The sequence below is a fragment of the Hahella sp. CCB-MM4 genome, assembly GCF_002260525.1.
Taxonomy (GTDB): Bacteria; Pseudomonadota; Gammaproteobacteria; order Pseudomonadales; family Oleiphilaceae; genus Hahella.
The window spans coordinates 578,254-597,214 of sequence record NZ_MRYI01000001.1 but is presented as its reverse complement, the minus strand read 5'-3'; the positions used below and the strand labels follow the sequence as shown (position 1 = coordinate 597,214).

Here is an 18,961-nt window from a genome sequence, read left to right as displayed (position 1 = left end):
AGCAAAACTACTTTGTATCCACTTATTGTAAACGCATTAACGGGCCCTGGAAGTATCAATACTGACAAAGTCGGTAATGTTTCGCATTTTGGGCGTGAATAAATAATGGAGGTTTAGATGTATAAGTGGATTGTTGTCTTATTCTGTGCGTTCTTCGCCGCATGTGGCGGCGGGGGCGGTAGTGGGGGAACTGACGACTCCGGTAGTGTGAGTAGCTCAGCTTCTTCCGATACCTATGCCAAAGTGGGCTTGGTATTTACTGATGCAACCTCTCAGGAATACAAGAGTGCAGAGGTTACTTTTACCAAGGCCGAGTTAGTCGGCGATGATGGGCGGGTCACTTTGTTCTCAGGGGAGCAAACCCTGGACCTGCTGAAACTTCCTGACTTTTATGAGTTTGTGGATACGGCTGAAGTGCCGCCGGGGGATTATCAGTCTGTCTGGATTACTGCAACCAAAGTGACTTTGACGACGGAGGACGACTCAGGGAACGATGTCGTGAAGGAGGCAAAGCTGCCCTCCGGGGTTATCAAGGTGTTGTCCAAAAGTGGCTTTAGCGTTGCTCCTGGTGATGTTCTTTTCCTCGAAATCGACTTCGACATGAATAAAGCGCTTAAGCTGACCGAGACGGGTAATGGCAAGATTATCCTGCGGCCGGTTGTGTTTGCGAATATCTACTCACAGCCTCCGAGAGATAAGTTCATCCGCTTACATGGTGTTGTTGAGAATATTGAGGGGCTGACATTCGATTTGTGTCAGACCCAGCTCATTACAGACTCTGTTAATCCACTTTCTGGTTCCGAAGAACATTGCTTCAACATAGTTACTGACGAGGCTACGGGTATTTTTGGAAGCTCTGGTCTTCCGTTGGAAGAAGATCTGCAAGAGGGAGACTCGATTACTGTCATCGGTCGACTGTCAGCCATGTTGAGTTCTCTACCTGATATACCTAACGGACAATTGCCGCCACCCGGCATGTGCCGTATCTGGTATTTGGATTTGGAGCCGGGTCAGCAGCTTGCTCCGGTCGATTGTGATGATATTGATGCGGTTCCCGAGAATGCTGTTGTCATCGGTCATGAAGGTCTCAAGACCGCATTTCTCTTTTCGGTTCATGCATACACCATTGAGGAAGGCCCATTAACTGCCTTTTCTCGATACTCCGGTTTAGTGATGACTCCGGTGGACGAGATTTCTTCACAATTTGAGTTTGATGTTGATGACGGTCAGGGGATCGATGCTACCTCATCATTGCCCGTTCAATTGTTCGAGAAGACGCGGATCTTCTCCGATGACGGTATGGAGATGGGGATAGAGGATGTTACTGCTGGTCGATCGGCACGTATCGACGCGGTTTTCTCAATATCAGATACAGAGCCTGATGTGCTGCGTTCGCCTTTTGTCCTGTTGGCTGGCGATGCTGAAGATCAGGATATGCTGGAAGGGACTGTTGTCACCTTGGACGAGTTGTCCGGGATGATTGAAGTCCAGACTGAATCATTGGAGACGGTCATTGTTGATGCCGGTGAGGCCAGAGTCTTCCTGATCACTGATTCGGAATCAGCATTCTCAAGTGAGGAAATCTCATTGTCAGAAGCTCCTGTAGGTACTGCTATTGAGGCTTTTGGCGAAGAAGATGAATTATCAGGCAATTTTATTGCTGAGGTGGTGTTTATAAAGGCTGAATAGAGCCGTCCGTTTCATTTCGTTGTCAAAAATATTGCCGTATTTAGGCTCAGGTTGCGTTGATCAAAGTACTCCCGTTGCAATCTGGGCCTTTTTTTATGCCTTTGGAAAGCTATCCTGCAAGAATCTGCAGGCAAAAAAAGAGCAGGGTAGGATGGGACTCCGGAACCCTGCTGAAGTCACTCTGATTGCGAGTGCGAGAGTGTGAACTTGAAAAGCCTGCCGGAGTAACCTGTCCGGCTGCAGGTATCAATATTCTTGCGAGCTGGTTATTGAATCTTGTCGCCTACCCGTACAATTTTCATCGTATTGGTGCCGCCCTGGGCGTTGACGTAGTCACCCTTGGTCATAATGACCAGGTCGCCATCTCTGACAACTCCCATTTTTACCAACTCATTGACCGTCAACTGATTGATTTCCGCATGTGGATGCTCATCAGAGTTAAAGGCAACAGTTTGGACGCCGCGGAATAAGGTCACCCTATGCTGGGTCTCGTGATGACGAGAGAAGGCGTAGATGGGCAGAGGTGACTTTATTCTCGACATCAGGAGCGGTGTTGCACCGGTTTCGGTCATGCAGATGATGGCTTTAATGCCTTGCAAATGATTCGCGGCATACATAGCGGAAAGGGCGATCGCCTCATCCACTTTTGCCATCGCCTGATTGATTCGGTGTTTGGACACATGAGTCGATGGGTGTTTTTCTGCGCCGACACAAATGCGTGCCATCGCTGCCACAGCTTCAGTGGGGTATTCACCAACTGCGGATTCCGCCGACAACATGACGGCATCGGTATAATCCATCACGGCATTGGCGACGTCGGAAACCTCTGCGCGGGTTGGCATGGGGCTGTTAATCATTGACTCCATCATCTGGGTGGCTGTAATCACCACGCGATTCAGAGTACGGGCACGGGAGATGATGTGCTTCTGCACGCCCACCAATTCAGCGTCTCCAATCTCAACTGCCAGGTCACCACGAGCGACCATCACGGCATCAGAGGCCAATATGACTGAATCGAGAGCTTCGTCATTATCCACCAACTCTGCACGTTCGATTTTAGCGATAACGCCTGCTTTTGAGCCTGCTTCTGCCAGTAGTTGCCGGGCTTCGTGCATATCCTCAGCGCAGCGTGCGAAAGATACAGCGACATAATCTGCGCGCAGTTTCGCAGCAGTGACAATGTCTCTTTTGTCCTTGTCTGTCAGAGCATTGGCCGAAAGACCGCCGCCTTTACGGTTCAGGCCTTTGTTATTCGACAGTTTGCCGCCGATCAAAACCCGGCAGCCGATTTCATAACCGATAACGTCTTCAACCGCCAGTTCCAGTCTGCCGTCGTCCAGCAATAGGATATCACCAGGTTTAACGTCGCTGACCAGTTGTTCGTAATCGATACCGACGCGGTCAATATCTCCAGCGTCTTTATCCAGTTTGGCGTCCAGGACAAATCGTTGTCCTTTGGCCAGATTGATTTTACCGTCAACAAACCGGGAAATACGAAGCTTGGGGCCTTGCAGGTCTGCCAGAATGGCTACAAACCGATTGTTTTTTCTTGCAAGTTCCCGCACCAGCTCGGCGCGAGCGATATGATCTTCTGCCTCCCCGTGAGAAAAGTTCAAGCGTACCACATCAACGCCAGCCTTAATGATGGCGTCGAGGGATTCTGGGGTGCTGGTCGCAGGACCTAGGGTCGCGACGATCTTGGTGCGGCGTAACATCTTATATTTCCTCTACTAATGGGTCTCTCACCGGTATAAAACGCAGGTAAACTCTCAGAATTCAACGGACAGCGTTGTCTGAGTTACTTGGCTACCTTCATCAATGCCAGCGTATTGTCCAGCATCCGGTTGGAGAATCCCCATTCGTTGTCATACCAAGCCATTACCTTGACATGACGACCTTTTACCTTGGTCTGGTTGGCATCGAAGATGCTGGAAAAGGCTGAATGATTGAAGTCAGTAGAGACCAGTTTTTCATCGTTATATCCGAGGATAGATGAATTCTGGGAAGCTTCACGAAGAATTTGATTAATTTCTTCTTTGCTGGTGTCTCTGTTGGCTACAAAGCTGAAGTCCACCAGGGAAACATTGATCGTAGGTACACGAACAGCCATGCCGTCCAGTTTGCCATCCAATTCAGGTAGAACCAGTCCGATTGCTGCAGCAGCACCGGTTTTGGTCGGGATCATGGATTGTGTGGCAGAGCGCGCACGATACAGATCCTCATGATAAACGTCAGTCAGTTTCTGGTCGTTGGTGTATGAGTGAATGGTGGTCATCAGACCGCTTTCAATACCCACGGAGTTCTGCACGGCCTGAGCGACAGGAGCCAGGCAGTTGGTGGTGCATGAAGCGTTGGAGATGATTTGGTGTTCAGCAGTCAGGATGTTGTCGTTAACACCGAAAACAACGGTAGCGTCTACATCTTTGCCTGGGGCTGAGATAATGACTTTCTTGGCGCCGGCTTCTATATGGGCTCCAGCAGTTTCTTTGCTGGTGAAGAATCCGGTGCACTCGTAAACAACATCAACATTGAGTGCTGTCCAGGGAAGTTGTTTAGGGTCGCGCTGAGCGAGGATAGCTATGCGATCACCATTGACAGTCATTGACTCGGCATCATGGCTAACTTCGCCGGAGAAGCGGCCGTGGACTGTGTCATACTTTAAAAGATGTGCATTGATGGCTGAATCGCCGAGATCATTGATGGCAACTACCTGGATGTCTTGGCGGTAGTTGTTTTCGTAAAGGGCACGAAGTACGTTGCGACCAATACGACCGAAACCATTAATAGCTACTTTAATCGTCATCACGAACCTCCTGGAGGTAAAGTTGAGCTGTTGTTATTGTGAGATGTAGTAAATATAACAAAATAATTTTTGATTTGATAGGTCTTCAGCATGAAAATGTTGTTTATATCTTGTAATATTACCTACAAATAGGTTTCTGAAACTGACAGAAATCAAGAATTCAATGCCGAAATCAGGCATCGCAGTCATTATTTCGGCCTCAAAAGTAGTGACAGCCAGATTTATCGATAGCATTAACAAGTATTTGTAAGAAACTTACGAATCGATGAACAAAAATATCAGCGAGTGAATTGATCATGCATGCAACAGTCCAGAGTGTTACCCAACGGATTATTGAAAGAAGTCGGCCAACCCGGGAAGCGTATCTGGCCAGGCTTGAAAGCTTGAAAAGTCAGTCTCCCCAGCGTGGAGTTTTATCCTGCGGTAATCTGGCACATGGTTTTGCAGCCTGCAGTCAATCAGAAAAAGATGTTTTGCGCCTGATGAACAAGGCTAATGTGGCTATTGTATCTGCCTACAACGATATGCTTTCCGCCCATCAGCCTTATGACACCTATCCGGATATTATCCGTCGCGCGGTGAGTGAGATGGGTTCTGTAGCCCAATTTGCCGGCGGTGTGCCAGCTATGTGCGATGGCGTTACCCAAGGGCAGCCGGGTATGGAGTTGAGTTTGTTTTCCCGCGACAACATCGCCATGGGAACTGCCATTGCCCTGAGTCATAACATGTTTGATGCGATGCTGTTATTGGGTATCTGCGACAAGATTGTCCCAGGCATGTTGATCGGAGCGTTGAGTTTTGGTCACCTTCCTGGAATTCTGGTTCCGGCTGGTCCAATGCCTACCGGTATTCCTAATAAAGAGAAGCAACGTATCCGCCAACTGTATGCTGAGGGCAAAGTTGGTAAGGATGAGCTGCTGGAGTCGGAAAGCAAGTCTTACCACAGTCCGGGAACCTGTACTTTTTACGGGACCGCTAACAGTAATCAGTTGCTGGTTGAAGTGATGGGCCTGCATCTACCCGGTGCTGCCTTCGTTCATCCCAATACTCCTTTGCGCGACGCTCTGACAGCAGAGGCTGCCCAGCAAATCGTTCGTCTTTCAGCGCCGAATGGCGGAAAGCTGGGCTTAGGGCAGATCGTTGATGAAAAAACGATCGTTAACGCTCTTGTGGCACTTCTATGTACCGGTGGTTCCACTAACCACACTATGCATTGGGTGGCAATTGCCCGGGCGGCCGGAATTATCATTGATTGGAATGACTTTGATGAGTTGTCATCAGTTGTTCCTTCGTTAACTCGGATTTACCCCAACGGGCAAGCGGATGTAAATGCATTCCATGAAGCGGGTGGTACTCCCTTCCTTATTAGAGAGCTGTTGGGAGCCGGCCTGCTGCACAACGATGTGAAAACGGTGATGGGTGAAGGTCTTGACCGGTATGCCCAAGTGCCGGCATTGGAGAATGATCAGGTAGTCTGGAGCCCTGCTGTGGAATCGTCCCAGGATGACACCGTTTTACGTCCTGCTTCGGAACCTTTTGCTCCAGACGGTGGATTGAAGGCACTGCAAGGAAATCTTGGACGTGGTGTGATCAAGGTGTCGGCTGTGGCCCAAGAACATTGGGTCGTGGAAGCGCCAGCAGTGGTATTTGAAGATCAGGACGAAATGGCTGACGCTTTCAAGCGTGGCGAGCTGGAACGTGACTTTATTGCTGTCGTCAGATTTCAGGGGCCCAAGGCCAATGGCATGCCCGAATTGCATAAGTTGACCCCTTATCTTGGCGTTCTGCAGGACCGCGGTTTTAAAGTGGCGCTGGTGACAGATGGGCGTATGTCCGGAGCTTCCGGCAAAGTACCTGCTGCCATCCATGTATATCCTGAGGCCGCTAATGGTGGTGCTCTGGCGAAGATCCAGAACGGTGACCTTGTGCGTTTGGATGCCAAGGCTGGAACCCTTGAGCTACTGGTTGAGGAAGCCGAGCTTTCTCAGAGGCCTCTGGCGCAAGTGGATCTTTCCAGTCGCAATGTCAATTTCGGGCGTGAGTTATTCGGTGCCATGCGGCAAAATGCAGGCAATCCCGAGCAGGGAGCATCTGTATTCTGGAGCGGTGTCGATGAGTAAGCAAGAATTTGCCTTGGTTGGTGATATCGGCGGGACGAATGCCCGCTTTGCCTTGGTAGAACCTGGATCAACCAACCTGCAACATATTGAAGTATTGCCCTGTGCGGACTATGACAATCTCGATGGAGCCGTGCTGGATTATCTGGAGCGTTGTCAGGTTACGGACGTATCGGAAGCCAGCATCGCCTTTGCCTGTCCGGTGCACAACGATATCGTCAAGATGACGAACAATCACTGGGTCTTCTCTAAAAAGGAAGTGCAAAGCAAGCTTGGGTTGACCTCTTTTAAGTGTATTAATGATTTTACTGCCATGGCACTTGGGGTTCCGCATATCGCCGCAGACCAGCTTATTCAGGTCGGCGGGCTAGAAGCCGAAGATGACAGGGTGATGTCTGCGCGGGCCCGATTAGTCATTGGCCCGGGGACGGGCCTGGGAGTCTCAGGGCTGGTTAAAACCCGGGCGAACTGGGTGCCTTTGTCTACAGAAGGCGGGCATGTCAGCTTTGCGCCAACCACCGATTTGGAAATTTCGGTACTCAAAGTGTTGATGGAGCGTTTTGATCGTGTATCCGTGGAGAGAATTCTCTGTGGTGATGGGTTGGTGAACTTATATCAAAGTCTGGCTCAGGTCACCTCCCGGGAATCGAAATACCATAAGCCCTCGGAGATTACTGACGCTGCGCTCAAAGGCGAAGATGAGTTGGCTGAACAGACACTTGCCATGTTCTGCAAAATATTTGGTCAGGTGGCAGGGGATGCTGCTTTAACGATTGGTGCCTTGGGTGGAGTTTATGTCTGTGGGGGAATTATCCCTCGGTTTACCGATTTCTTTAAAAGCAGTGGCTTCCGGGAAGCTTTCGAGAATAAGGGGCGGATGCGGGGATATCTGGAATCCATTCCGGTCTTTGTTGTGATGGAAGCCTACACCGGCCTGTTGGGGGCGGCAGAAGCTCTGGCCAACTCTGAAGTTTAGTTATCAGAAGTGTAGATAGAAACGGACGGTGCAAGCTGAGAGTTTGCACCGTCTATATACAGGATGTGGCCAGCATCCAGGTGACGGCATCCTTACAATGGATTTCTGTCGTATCAAAAAGCGGCAGATGGGTGTGCTCGGGTTGAATCAATAGGCCAATTTCCGTGCAACCCAGAATGACACCTTCCGCGCCCTGTTCGCCTAATTCCTCAATCACCTTTCTGTAAAAGCTCTGTGATTCCGCAAGCGTTTTTCCCTGGCACAGTTCCTCGTAAATGATCCGATTGACCTCAAGTTGTTGATCCTGAGAGGGAACCAGTACATCCACCTCTGCCTTCTGCCGCAACCTCTCTTTATAAAAATCCATCTGCATGGTGAAAATCGTGCCCAGCAAGGCAACTCTCTTAATGCCCTGATTCTGAAGACGGCGCGCGGTGGCATCGGCGATATGAAGCAGGGGGATTTTGATGGCTGATTCCACTTCATCTGCGACCTTGTGCATGGTATTGGTGGCGATTAACACACCTTCGGCGCCGGCCTGTTCAAGTGTCCGTGCTGTATCTGCCAACCTTTCGCCCAATGCCTTCCAGTTCTGTGCGACCTGAAGTTGTTCGATGTCAGCAAAATCATAACTGCTAAGCAAAAGTGAGGCTGAGTGTAGGCCCCCCATCTGATTTCTGACGCCCTGATTGAGTTTTTGATAATAGGAAACTGTTGATTCCCAGCTCATGCCTCCAATAACGCCCAGCGTTTTCATTAAATACTCCTTTTATTATTTGTTTTAGTCATTGTTTGCTATAGGGGATTTGGCAGCTGCTTTCAGGTTGCCTCAGGGTTTGCTCGCGGGTACATAGGGGATAATCGGTATAGCTTGAAAATCCCGGTTTTACGATGGTTGGTGTAGGGGGAGTGGAAGTAAAGAGGGCGGTGAATAACCGCCCGAATGATTGTCGTTTCTTCAGACTTCCCGGTATTCAACTTTATTTTCAAAAACCACGATTTTGGAACGGCCGGCGAGCCAGTCCCGATCATAGGGGGAGATAAAGTAAACTCCGGTTATAAAGAGATAAAACACGCCAAACAGGTAAGAATAGGCAAAGGTGGCAATACCGATAAACAGAACTGCGGCGACCAGCAAATAATTTTTCAGCTCGCCAAAGTCGACGGCGGCAGTCTGCTGAATCTGATTGAACAGAATGAAAATTCGCGTGGTGGTATATACCGAGAGGGTAAAAACGGCAAACAGCAGCAGCGAATGCCCATTAATTCCATCGAAAACAAAGTTGGCTATGGAGAAGAACAGTGATACCTGCGCCAGTCTGGCAGGGGTTTTATCTGTAAGTAGCATGAGGAAACTCCTGTACCTGCATCATTTCTCGGGGCAAAAACTATTCTAGTTCAATTTTTTGTGAGAGGGATGAACACTTTGTCATATTAGCTGCGCCGCTTATGCGATAGTACCCATCAGCTAAGCCCCGGATGGGAACTGTCTGGGGGAGTACTACTCCCCCCCAATACGCCTTGGGGATTAAAAACAGGGATGATGCAGGTGGTGCCTTAATCTAGGAGTATCGGCATACACAGTATAGCCCCTGGTGTTCGATACCATCTGTGCTGAATGCCCCAATGCATTGATATCGTAGATGGCAGTGGTAGAACGCCAGCTTGTGGACAACAAAAATAACTCATAGCGAGGTAAGAAGCATGAAAGCTTGGAAAAAGCTGGTCGGCACTGTTGCCGCCTCAATGGTCGTCTCTGCGGGGATGATCTCAGCTGCTCACGCAGATATTGAGGAAGGAAAGCTGGTTGTCTGGATCAACGGTGACAAAGGCTACAATGGTCTACAGGAAGTGGGCAACTGGTTTGAAAAGGAGACGGGAATTGCAGTGACCGTCGCTCATCCTGACAGCGTGACTGACAAATTTCAGCAGGCTGCAGCTACCGGTAATGGACCGGATATTTTTATCTGGGCACATGACCGTTTTGGTGAATGGGCCAAATCCGGTTTAATCACGCCAATCAATCCCTCCAAAAAATCCAAAGACGAAATCGTTGATTTTACCTGGGATGCGGTTACCTGGAACGGCCAAGTGTACGGTTATCCCCTGGCAATTGAAGCCGTGGGACTGATCTACAACAAAGATCTGGTGCCAGAACCCCCCAAGACCTTTGAAGAAATGGAAGCACTGGACAAGAAGCTGAGTGCTGACGGCAAGAAAGCCATTTTGTGGGATTACAACAACACTTACTTCTCCTGGCCGTTATTTGCCTCAAATGGCGGATACCCTTTCAAGAAAACTGATGCAGGGTATGACATCAAGGATACTGGTGTTAATAACGATGGTGCCAAAGCTGCTGCCAACATGATCAAAGACCTGATCGACAAAGGGGTAATGCCCAAAGGTGCTGATTACGGCGTAATGGACTCCAAGTTCAACAAAGGCGAAGTGGCTATGGTCATCAACGGGCCTTGGGCCTGGGGTAACTTGAAAAAGAGCGGCATCAACTTTGGCGTGGCCACTATCCCGAGCATCAAGGGTGCGCCAGGCAAGCCTTTTATCGGTGTAACCGCTGCCACAATTAACTCGGCCAGCCCTAACAAGGAACTTGCCATTGAGTTTATTGAAAACTACATGACCTCCCTTAAAGGTCTGAAAATGATCAATGATGACGTGCCACTTGGTGCCGTTGCCAATAAGCAGTTCATGTCTGAGCTGTCTTCTGATCCCAACATCGCTGCCACCTTCAAAAACGCAGAGCTGGGTGAACCCATGCCGAATATCCCTGAAATGGGTGCATTCTGGTCTTCGATGGGGCCGGCACTGCAAAACATCACCTCCGGCCGTCAATCTGTGGATGCTGCACTGGATATGGCAGCAAAACGTATTACACGTTAATCCATACGTTATGACAGGGAGCTACGGCTCCCTGTCGACTGCCTGTTTAAACTATCATTAATTCATTACACGGGGCTTTTCCATGCACAGCCACGCCCTTTCGACATCAGTTGCTGAACGCAAGCGAATTATGAATACCAGTATCTTTAAGTGGGCCGCACTTGGCGCGACATTCCTCCTGGCACTCTATCTGACTGTGGTGTTGTACGCACAGGATCAATTCGCCTTTGCCGTGCTGTTTCTGGTTGTCATCGGGTCTGCGTTGTACATTTTCAGCTCTAACAAGGCATACGCTCACCGATACATCTATCCCTCTATCGCGGGTATGGTGGTGTTTGTCATATTTCCACTGATTTATACCATCGGTATCGGCTTCACCAACTACAGTGCCAGTAACCTGCTCAGCTTTGAACGGGTGCAGGAACACTTGCTGTCTCAGCAATACCAGACAGGTGATGAACGTTATAACTTTAAGGTTTATCCACAGGGCGACCAGTATGTTTTACAACTGGAATCTCCCTCCGGAGAATTGGTTGAGACCCCATCCTTTAGCGTGACGGCTGATGAAGAGATTGATCTGACACTGCAGCCGGCTGAATCAGCTCCTGATGTTGCTCCGCTGGGGCTTAAGGACATCGTGAAGCTAAAGAATGATCTGCGTCAGTTGGAACTGGTCACTGCCGACGGAAAGAGTCTGCGCCTGGCAGGCCTCAGAAATTTTGCGGCGATGAGTGCGGCTTTTACTCTGGAAGCGGACGGTAGTCTGTATGACCAGCGCAATAAAGTGGCTTATTACCCTAATGACGAAATTGGATTTTATCAAAATGCTGATGGTGCAACCCTTTCCCCTGGCTGGACGGTGACCATTGGCTGGGATAACTATTTGAGGGTGATCACGGATGAGAGTATCCGCGAGCCATTCCTGCAGATCTTTGTCTGGACGATCGCTTTCGCATTGCTCACGGTAGTGTTTACTCTCGCGCTTGGCTTATTGCTGGCAAATATCCTGCAGTGGGATCAGATCGGAGGTAAGGGTTTTTACCGGATGATGTTGATCCTGCCTTATGCTGTACCGGCATTCATATCGATACTGGTATTTAAAGGTCTGTTTAACCAGAACTTTGGTGAGATCAATCTGGTACTGGAAGGGTTGTTCGGTATCCGTCCGGATTGGTTCAGTGATGCGGGGCTGGCCCGCTCCATGATCGTGATTGTGAATACCTGGTTGGGCTATCCCTACATGATGTTACTTTGCATGGGATTGTTACAGGCAATTCCACGGGATTTATACGAAGCATCAGCGATGGATGGGGCAACGCCTTTGGACAACCTGTTCAAAATCACATTGCCGCAAATTATCCGTCCACTGGTGCCGCTTCTGATTGCCAGCTTCGCCTTCAATTTCAATAATTTTGTTCTGATTGCCCTGCTCACCGGCGGAGCTCCCGACATTATTGGAGCCACGACACCGGCCGGTACTACTGATCTGTTAGTCAGCTATACCTATCGCATTGCGTTCCAGGACTCCGGCCAGAATTTTGGTCTGGCAGCAGCCATCGCGACCGTCATCTTCCTGTTGGTGGGGTCCCTGTCGCTGCTTAATCTCAAGCTGTCCAAGGTGAAGGTTTAGTTAGGAGTTTATCGTTATGGCCATGGTTCAACCCAAATCCGTCAAATATCGTGTCTGGGCGACCCATCTTGGGCTGCTGTGTTTTATCATGATTATTGTCTTTCCGTTGCTGATGGTCGTATCCATCTCTTTCCGCACGGGAAATTTTGCTACCGGTAGTCTGCTTCCTGAAAATCCATCGCTGGAGCATTGGTCGCTGGCCTTGGGAATTCCCTATACCCAGGCTGACGGGACCGTATTGCAACCACCATTTCCTGTACTGTTGTGGCTTTGGAACTCCATCAAGATTGCCACCATATCAAGTGGTCTGATTTTGCTGCTTTCCACCACCAGTGCTTATGCTTTTGCCCGTATGCGCTTCAAGTTCAAAGGGGTCATCCTGAAGTCCATGCTGATCTTCCAGATGTTCCCGCCGGTGTTGTCATTGGTGGCGTTGTATGCGTTGTTTGATGAAATCGGTAACCATGTGAGCTGGCTGGGGATCGATACGCATGGAGCGGTGATTCTGGCATCACTTGGCGGTATGGCGTTGCACATATGGACCATCAAAGGTTACTTCGAATCCATTGACCGTTCATTGGAAGAAGCCGCCATTGTTGATGGAGCCACCACCTGGCAGGCTTTCCGCTATATCCTTCTGCCTTTGTCGGTGCCCATCCTGGCAGTGGTGTTCATCCTGGCGTTTATCATGAACATCATGGAATACCCCATTGCCTCTATTCTTCTGTTGAATGTCGACAACCTCACGTTGGCTGTGGGTGCTCAACAATACCTGTATGAACAGAATTACCTCTGGGGCGACTTTGCCGCTGCAGCGGTGTTATCCGGTTTACCCATCACATTAATTTTCCTCTATTGCCAGAAATGGATCGTCGGCGGGCTGACGGCCGGAGGAGTGAAAGGGTAATCGCGCAAAACTTTTTTTCGTCTTCCTTTTGTTGCGCGTACCCGGTCGGGAGATGAACTCCCGGACCGGGTCTTTTTTGTTAAGGACATCCGGTATCCCTGTTAAAAACTGTGATAGATTTGCATTTTGGTATTGGCAAATTGATCGTTTATCAGGGAACTACTCACTATGCGAAAACTGCTCACAGCCGGACTCCTGTTATGGCTGGCCGGATGTTCTGCCTTTGAATCCAGGCCGCTTTACATGGCCAAGGAGGGAAAGCGTCCTCATGGATACAGCGAGATTCAGCTGTCGGAGCGACAATATCAGGTGACTTATGAAACCTATGAAAAGATCAGTTTTGCCGATGCTGAGAACTATGCTCTGAAGCGGGCCGCGGAATTAAGTGTTGATCACAAGGCGACAGGGTTCGACGTCTTGGAAAAAGCCTGCTTTAACGATTATATAACTGAAGAAAGTGCCGAGATTGCACCCGTTCAACGAACTGCGACATTTGGCTCCGATGCCGGTCCGATCTCAATCCCTATTGACGAGCCATATTTTCCCTCTGTCACCCATTCATACGAGGTGAGGAAGTGTGTCCTGAAAGTCGAGCTGCTGGACACCTTGTGAGTGAAGACGTTGAGCTGTGAAGTCGTGAATACACCAAACTGTCATCTGCCTGTGGCACTTTTTTGTTCAATCCTATTTGACGTTTAATGCTTTATGAACCAGATTTAATTTCATTGTCTACTTTATGGGCAGTTCAAGGACTCAAACTATTTTGAACGCAGCCCGGTGTGGAGAAATGAATTAGCCAGAGGTTGGCTGGTCGCTATTGGGTAATGTCGGCGTTTGGTTACCAATAGTATGCTCGATACAAGCGCTGGGATCGAACGAGAAAGTGTGATGAACATATATGTGGGAAACCTGCCCTATCAGGTAACGGAAGATGATCTGCGTGAAGCATTTGGTGCTTTTGGTGAAATCAGCCGTTGCAATGTAATCCGCGACCGGGAAACTGGCAAATCCAAAGGATTCGGATTTGTGGAAATGCCTGATGGGGGACAAGCTGAAGCTGCTATTCAGCAATTGAATGACAGCAACATTCACGGACGTAACATGAAAGTCAATGAAGCCCGTCCGAGAGAAGAAAAGCCCAGACGAAATTTCCGGCCCAGACATTAGATTCCAGCCTTACGGTTACTGTCGGCAGATATCAGGTGTGCTACGGCCGCCTGATTCGCTCAGGTGGCTGCGAGCAAGGCTTGTAATTGTGCGAAAGAATCGGTCTGTCCCGGGGCGGAAGGTGCAATAGCGCCTTCAATTTGCTCGAAATATTCCCGGTGTTGCTGGTTGATGGCTAATCCCTGATTAAAGACCCTGTTAGTGTTGGTAATCAGGTCGTGCATGATATCGCAGATCGCCTGCTCCTGGTTTTCCGTCAGTCCGAGGTAATGTAATGCATCGGTGATTTGTTCATTGGTGTACTCGGTAACGGTCACGATCTCATTGGTGATCACCATGTAGCTCTCTTCCAGATCGGTCAGAGCCGTTAGCATGCGTCTGGAAAGATCTTGTAGTACCTGCATTCTGAGTTCCACTTCCAGTGCGTCATCAAGTGCTCTTATTCTGGCATCGGAGCCCTGCAACAGGGCAAATATATTGTCTCTGATCTTGCCGCAACGTATTTCATCTTCTATCGGCATGTTCTTGATCAGCAGGGAAATATGGCCGTAGTTGCAGAATAGCCTTTTCCCTGACTGATGGAATCTTGAGCCGGTGGAAAAGTGAGTTAACAGCTGGGTTTCCAGCTCCCTTGCGATACCGCTGCGCTCCATATTTTTTGTTTCAAAGCGGCCGCGAATCTGCAGGCTGCAATTCAGACCATAATAATCAAGTGCCTGAAACAGCAACTGTCCAAGCTGATCAAAGTTATCGCAATGATTGACCTCCAGCAGAAACTGGATGTTGTTACCCAGGTCGCTGGTATCGGTCATCGCACTCATGGCAACTTCGTTCGCCAACCTGAGCTGCGATTTTAATTGCCGGTTGGCAATCCGGTTAAGAACAGCCTTATGAATGCGAGTGACTAATTTTTTGCTGGAACTGTCTGTATCCAGAACATCATCGGCACCGGCGTCCAGGAAGCTCATCATGGTGTTGGCGTCAGGCGCTTCCAGACATACCAGACAAGGCGGTGTCTCATCCAGCTCCAGTTCTGTGATCTGTTGCAGAATGGCTAGTTGTTCCTGATGAGTGAGCGGTTGGCACAGCAATAGGGCATCCAGTGGAGGGGATGCTCCGACTCTGGCAGCAATCTGTTCCCCGTCGCATACCGTAAAATGTAGTGTGGCACTGCATGCGTGTTGTGTTTTCCCGGAGAGTTCTCCACACAATCCAATTTCGTATGGTGTTCCCATTAGGCTGCTCCTGGTTCCTTTATGCCTTGAACTTAGCGTAGATCAACCTGGGTGAATTACCAAGACAGTCCCTTTTGCCATTTTTTCGGGTAAAAGAAATAGCCTAGCTTTGCAGTCGGGAATTTTGAGCTATAGTTTTTTAGTGCAGGATGAATCAGCCCCCAGTCATTTTTCGATAGCATTATGCTTAAGGTTGAAGATATGAATGAAGGTACGTCCAACAAAGGAAGGGGAGGGGGAATCCTGATTGCACTTTCCGTACTTGTCGTGCTCATATCGTGGTTTCTTCCCTCATCTATTGCTACCTGGACTTTTTCCGTTTCGACGGCACTTGCCATAGCTTCCACCTGGTTTTTTCGCCCTTCAGATCAAAGTGAGGAAGCGACTTCACAGGAATTATCTCTTGATCACGAACGTAAGAAGTTAACCCACAACATTTCAGACTATTGCGAAAGTTCCATAGATGAAGTGCGAAGTTCATCCGAAGAGTTGAACAATATTATTTCCAGCAATATAGAAACGCTTAGCCACTCTTTTGTTGAACTCAGTGACAGTTCCAAGCAGCAGAGCGAGTTGGCGTTTGAAGTTCTCGCGAGAGTAAAAGGGGACAACAAGGACAAGGCTAAAGCTGGAAAGGATACGCCTCAACAGAGGCTTTCGATGGAAGAGTTTGCTGAATCTTTAGACCGAATTATCGGTACCTATGTTGATCTTCTTGTGAATGTCTCGGAGAAGAGCGTTAACGCCGTGCATCGAATTGAGGACATGGTGGGACAGCTCGATCAAATGTTCGCTTTGCTAGGTAATATCCAGGAAATTGCGGATCAGACGGACCTTCTGGCGCTCAATGCTGCAATCGAAGCGGCCAGGGCGGGTGAGGCGGGCAGAGGGTTTGCCGTTGTCGCTGATGAGGTGCGTCGGCTGTCCCGTGGCTCCAGTGAACTGAATACCCAGATTAAAGGCAAGGCCAGTGAAACCAAAAACGCGATCAGTAAAGTCCGGGAAATCGTTGGAGACGTGGCCTCTCTGGATATGAAAGAAGCCCTCAACGGAAGGGGGTATGTAGAGCAGATGATTCAGGAGCGCTCCGAAATCAATGTGGAAATCAATGAAGCGGTCGCGCACATGGTTGAGCTTTCCACGCAGATTAAGCGTTTGGTGGATACCAGTGTCCAGGGTTTTCAGTTTGGCGATATCGCAACGCAGGCATGCAGCAGGCTGACGAGAAGGATGGAACTAATCCACAGTGTGCATAACATTTTACAAGAGTTATCCAAAGGCAAGAGCCTGACCATCCAGGATTATGAACGCTTACAACAGCAAATGCAGACGATGATGAATGTTGATATGGGCATACATGGATCGGACCGTGCAAAAGCAAGCGGCGATGATATCGAATTGTTTTAGGGAGTTTGCAGTTTCCTCATTTTAATTAATCAGCAAATTCATCAGGGAGGTTCATTATGACGATTGAGTCCCGGGCTTCATCGGACGGCAGGAAAGTCACCATCGATATTCGTGGAAGATTTGATTTCAGCCAGATATCTCAATTCCGTAGCTCCTATGAATCAAAGAACAAGGATGCGGAGTTTGTTGTTGATTTGCGGCAGACCGAGCACATAGACAGCTCTGCGCTGGGAATGCTGCTCAATATGCGAACATTTCTTGGTGGCGATACGGCGCAGATAAGCATTGTGAATTGTTCACCTGGTATCAAGAAGATCTTTGAGATTTCGAGATTCGATAAGAAATTCTCAATTTCCTGACATTTATTTTCAATCACCCGACACGGGTTTCAATCGCCTGATAACTAGTTTTCAGTCTCCTGAAAAAAAAGGGAAACGGGGCATGGAAATACTGATTGCAGAGGATGAGGAATTCTGCCGCCAACTGCTGGTAATGGAGTTGGAAGACTTCGGGCATGTCTGCCATGTCGCAGAGAACGGAGCCCAGGCCCTGGAAATCTGGCGCGATACCAAGCCAGACCTGATTCTAATGGATATGCTGATGCCGGTCATGGATGGCTACACGGCCGCTCGGGCAATCAAGGAGGAGCAGCCTGGAGAACATGTCCCTATTATTTTTTTAACGGCTCTTTCTGATGAGGAGGAGTTGGTTCAAAGTCTGGAAGTCGGCGATGATTTCCTGGTCAAACCGATCAATTTCAATATTCTTCGAGCAAAAATTCAGGCCCATGAACGAACTCTCAACCTGAACCGTCAGGTGCTGATGCAGAACAAGGAACTGGAATACTTTCGTTCGCGTGTCCACAGCGAATATGACATGACCCGTCACCTGATGGAGGCTGCGCAAAAGGCCAATGCGACGGATGTTCCCGGGATTGATATGCATTGTACCGCCGCCTCTTTCTTTAGCGGTGATCTGGTGTTGCTACAGGACAAATGGGATGGCGGAGCCTATTTTCTCATCGGTGACTTTACCGGTCATGGGTTGACCGCCTCTATCGGCTCCATTCCGGTTACCCAGGCATTTCGAACCATGAGTCGGCGAAATTTGTCGGTGGGCGAAATTGTTAGGGAGTTAAATCAGATCCTGAAGCGTTTTTTGCCCGGCTCGATGTTTTTTTGTGCCACTGTGGGAGAAATCAATCAGGCCAGAAACCGCATTGAAATCTGGTGTGGAGGGTTGCCTGATGCGTTCCTGATCGAAGGCAACGAGGTACGTCGATCTATCAAGTCGACCCATATGCCACTCGGCATTATGGGGGACGACGAGTTTGAAGCTGATACTGAAATTCTGTCACTTAATGGCGATAATCGATTGCTGTTCTATACCGATGGGGTCACTGAGTGCAGCAATGCGGACGGCGAAATGTTTGGCGAGGAAGGGGTGATTTCTGTCGTTCAGCACAGCCAGGGCCGGATATTGGATGCCATGCTGCAAGCCGTATACGAGTTCAATTCCGATCTTCAGGATGACCTGTCTCTGATCGAAATCACCTGCATGGAAAAGGGAATCGCCGCAGATGATGGAGAAGAAGTGGATAATATCAATCCACTGGTGGACATCGGTTTACCTTCAGTTTCGCTAGAGTTTTCGTGGTGGCCTACCCAATTGCGCACCAGTGATCCTCTCATGATTGTCAGGCAGTGGTTAAGTCAGCATATGGCGATACGTCCAGAAAAAGAAGTTGTATTTATGGTGATTGCTGAGCTGTTCAACAATGCGGTTGATCATGGTGTTCTGAATTTGTTTTCAGACGTGAAGAGTGAGGAAGGCGGATTCGAAAAATATTACAAAAATCGGCAGAGACTTTTACAGGACTTGAAGGATGGCTGGGTGCGTATGGAGCTGACGATCAGCAGCCAGTTACCTATGTCTCTATGCGTCGAGGTATCTGATAGTGGCCAAGGCATATCTCCGCTGAATCTTGATCTGGAAGACAGTGATGATGCTTTCGGGAGAGGGTTACCCATGGTGAAGGCTATCTGCAGAGAACTGAAATTTAATACAGGTGATCATCATGTCAGAGCCGTCATTGATCTGAATAGCTGAAGCATCAGTATATTGAGATTGGG

Annotated in this window: 16 protein-coding genes; 11 read left to right on the top strand and 5 right to left on the bottom strand. The window is 49.0% G+C overall.

Annotated elements, in window-relative coordinates; translation table 11 throughout:
* Window positions 1-117 precede the first annotated feature (117 nt).
* Window positions 118-1,689 carry a DUF4382 domain-containing protein gene (locus BTA51_RS02665; RefSeq protein ID WP_094705837.1) on the top strand — a complete coding sequence of 524 codons (1,572 nt, stop codon included), beginning with the start codon at window positions 118-120 and terminating at the stop codon, window positions 1,687-1,689.
* Between the two features lie 266 nt (window positions 1,690-1,955).
* On the opposite strand, the gene pyk is transcribed toward BTA51_RS02665, so the two are convergent.
* Both pyk and gap read right to left on the bottom strand, forming a co-directional pair.
* Window positions 1,956-3,404 (bottom strand): pyruvate kinase, encoded by a 1,449-nt coding sequence (pyk, locus tag BTA51_RS02660; RefSeq protein WP_094705836.1) that lies wholly within the window; start codon window positions 3,402-3,404, stop codon window positions 1,956-1,958.
* 83 nt (window positions 3,405-3,487) lie between these two features.
* Window positions 3,488-4,492, bottom strand: a complete 1,005-nt coding sequence (gap, locus tag BTA51_RS02655) for a type I glyceraldehyde-3-phosphate dehydrogenase (RefSeq protein ID WP_094705835.1) — start codon at window positions 4,490-4,492, stop codon at window positions 3,488-3,490.
* 296 nt (window positions 4,493-4,788) lie between these two features.
* Here gap and edd point away from each other — a divergent pair, with 296 nt between their 5' ends.
* Both edd and BTA51_RS02645 read left to right on the top strand, forming a co-directional pair.
* The gene (gene edd / locus BTA51_RS02650) at window positions 4,789-6,612 is read left to right on the top strand and encodes a phosphogluconate dehydratase (protein WP_094705834.1); all 1,824 of its coding nucleotides are present in this window, start codon (window positions 4,789-4,791) and stop codon (window positions 6,610-6,612) included.
* On the top strand, window positions 6,605-7,585 hold the full coding sequence (locus BTA51_RS02645; protein ID WP_094705833.1) for a glucokinase: 981 nt from the start codon (window positions 6,605-6,607) through the stop codon (window positions 7,583-7,585). Before edd ends, BTA51_RS02645 begins: the two co-directional genes overlap by 8 nt.
* 52 nt (window positions 7,586-7,637) lie before the next feature.
* On the opposite strand, the gene BTA51_RS02640 is transcribed toward BTA51_RS02645, so the two are convergent.
* Together BTA51_RS02640 and BTA51_RS02635 are read right to left on the bottom strand one after the other, a co-directional pair.
* Window positions 7,638-8,342 carry an aspartate/glutamate racemase family protein gene (locus tag BTA51_RS02640; RefSeq protein ID WP_094705832.1) on the bottom strand — a complete coding sequence of 235 codons (705 nt, stop codon included), beginning with the start codon at window positions 8,340-8,342 and terminating at the stop codon, window positions 7,638-7,640.
* 201 nt (window positions 8,343-8,543) lie between these two features.
* Complete coding sequence (locus BTA51_RS02635) at window positions 8,544-8,933, bottom strand: hypothetical protein (protein WP_094705831.1); 390 nt, start codon at window positions 8,931-8,933, stop codon at window positions 8,544-8,546.
* A 356-nt stretch (window positions 8,934-9,289) separates the two neighbouring features.
* Between BTA51_RS02635 and malE the strand changes: the two genes are divergently transcribed.
* From malE to BTA51_RS02610, 5 genes are all read left to right on the top strand, one after another.
* Window positions 9,290-10,483: a maltose/maltodextrin ABC transporter substrate-binding protein MalE gene (gene malE, locus BTA51_RS02630; protein WP_094705830.1), complete on the top strand. Its 1,194-nt coding sequence runs from the start codon at window positions 9,290-9,292 to the stop codon at window positions 10,481-10,483.
* An 82-nt stretch (window positions 10,484-10,565) separates the two neighbouring features.
* Window positions 10,566-12,113 carry a maltose ABC transporter permease MalF gene (gene malF / locus BTA51_RS02625; protein ID WP_094705829.1) on the top strand — a complete coding sequence of 516 codons (1,548 nt, stop codon included), beginning with the start codon at window positions 10,566-10,568 and terminating at the stop codon, window positions 12,111-12,113.
* Window positions 12,114-12,129: 16 nt separating this feature from the next.
* A complete protein-coding gene (gene malG / locus BTA51_RS02620) occupies window positions 12,130-13,020 on the top strand; it encodes a maltose ABC transporter permease MalG (protein WP_094705828.1) in 891 nt (296 codons plus the stop codon).
* A gap of 168 nt (window positions 13,021-13,188) precedes the next feature.
* Window positions 13,189-13,632: a hypothetical protein gene (locus BTA51_RS02615; protein ID WP_094705827.1), complete on the top strand. Its 444-nt coding sequence runs from the start codon at window positions 13,189-13,191 to the stop codon at window positions 13,630-13,632.
* A gap of 237 nt (window positions 13,633-13,869) precedes the next feature.
* Window positions 13,870-14,187 (top strand): RNA-binding protein, encoded by a 318-nt coding sequence (locus BTA51_RS02610; protein ID WP_094705826.1) that lies wholly within the window; start codon window positions 13,870-13,872, stop codon window positions 14,185-14,187.
* 59 nt (window positions 14,188-14,246) lie between these two features.
* Here BTA51_RS02610 and BTA51_RS02605 read toward each other — a convergent pair whose 3' ends face one another.
* The gene (locus BTA51_RS02605) at window positions 14,247-15,422 is read right to left on the bottom strand and encodes a hypothetical protein (RefSeq protein WP_094705825.1); all 1,176 of its coding nucleotides are present in this window, start codon (window positions 15,420-15,422) and stop codon (window positions 14,247-14,249) included.
* A gap of 201 nt (window positions 15,423-15,623) precedes the next feature.
* Here BTA51_RS02605 and BTA51_RS02600 point away from each other — a divergent pair, with 201 nt between their 5' ends.
* The 3 genes from BTA51_RS02600 (at window position 15,624) to BTA51_RS02590 (ending at window position 18,938) form a co-directional block, all read left to right on the top strand.
* Window positions 15,624-16,829, top strand: a complete 1,206-nt coding sequence (locus BTA51_RS02600; protein WP_210404745.1) for a methyl-accepting chemotaxis protein — start codon at window positions 15,624-15,626, stop codon at window positions 16,827-16,829.
* Between the two features lie 56 nt (window positions 16,830-16,885).
* Window positions 16,886-17,188 (top strand): STAS domain-containing protein, encoded by a 303-nt coding sequence (locus BTA51_RS02595; RefSeq protein WP_094705823.1) that lies wholly within the window; start codon window positions 16,886-16,888, stop codon window positions 17,186-17,188.
* Between the two features lie 82 nt (window positions 17,189-17,270).
* Complete coding sequence (locus BTA51_RS02590; protein ID WP_094705822.1) at window positions 17,271-18,938, top strand: fused response regulator/phosphatase; 1,668 nt, start codon at window positions 17,271-17,273, stop codon at window positions 18,936-18,938.
* The last annotated feature ends 23 nt before the right edge of the window (window positions 18,939-18,961 follow it).

Excerpts from the sequence above, each read along its gene's own strand:
- BTA51_RS02665 (WP_094705837.1), top strand. The coding sequence starts at position 118 with ATGTATAAGTGGATTGTTGTCTTATTCTGTGCGTTCTTCGCCGCATGT.
- pyk (WP_094705836.1), bottom strand. The coding sequence starts at position 3,404 with ATGTTACGCCGCACCAAGATCGTCGCGACCCTAGGTCCTGCGACCAGC.
- gap (WP_094705835.1), bottom strand. The coding sequence starts at position 4,492 with ATGACGATTAAAGTAGCTATTAATGGTTTCGGTCGTATTGGTCGCAAC.
- edd (WP_094705834.1), top strand. The coding sequence starts at position 4,789 with ATGCATGCAACAGTCCAGAGTGTTACCCAACGGATTATTGAAAGAAGT.
- BTA51_RS02645 (WP_094705833.1), top strand. The coding sequence starts at position 6,605 with ATGAGTAAGCAAGAATTTGCCTTGGTTGGTGATATCGGCGGGACGAAT.
- BTA51_RS02640 (WP_094705832.1), bottom strand. The coding sequence starts at position 8,342 with ATGAAAACGCTGGGCGTTATTGGAGGCATGAGCTGGGAATCAACAGTT.
- BTA51_RS02635 (WP_094705831.1), bottom strand. The coding sequence starts at position 8,933 with ATGCTACTTACAGATAAAACCCCTGCCAGACTGGCGCAGGTATCACTG.
- malE (WP_094705830.1), top strand. The coding sequence starts at position 9,290 with ATGAAAGCTTGGAAAAAGCTGGTCGGCACTGTTGCCGCCTCAATGGTC.
- malF (WP_094705829.1), top strand. The coding sequence starts at position 10,566 with ATGCACAGCCACGCCCTTTCGACATCAGTTGCTGAACGCAAGCGAATT.
- malG (WP_094705828.1), top strand. The coding sequence starts at position 12,130 with ATGGCCATGGTTCAACCCAAATCCGTCAAATATCGTGTCTGGGCGACC.
- BTA51_RS02615 (WP_094705827.1), top strand. The coding sequence starts at position 13,189 with ATGCGAAAACTGCTCACAGCCGGACTCCTGTTATGGCTGGCCGGATGT.
- BTA51_RS02610 (WP_094705826.1), top strand. The coding sequence starts at position 13,870 with ATGCTCGATACAAGCGCTGGGATCGAACGAGAAAGTGTGATGAACATA.
- BTA51_RS02605 (WP_094705825.1), bottom strand. The coding sequence starts at position 15,422 with ATGGGAACACCATACGAAATTGGATTGTGTGGAGAACTCTCCGGGAAA.
- BTA51_RS02600 (WP_210404745.1), top strand. The coding sequence starts at position 15,624 with ATGAATGAAGGTACGTCCAACAAAGGAAGGGGAGGGGGAATCCTGATT.
- BTA51_RS02595 (WP_094705823.1), top strand. The coding sequence starts at position 16,886 with ATGACGATTGAGTCCCGGGCTTCATCGGACGGCAGGAAAGTCACCATC.
- BTA51_RS02590 (WP_094705822.1), top strand. The coding sequence starts at position 17,271 with ATGGAAATACTGATTGCAGAGGATGAGGAATTCTGCCGCCAACTGCTG.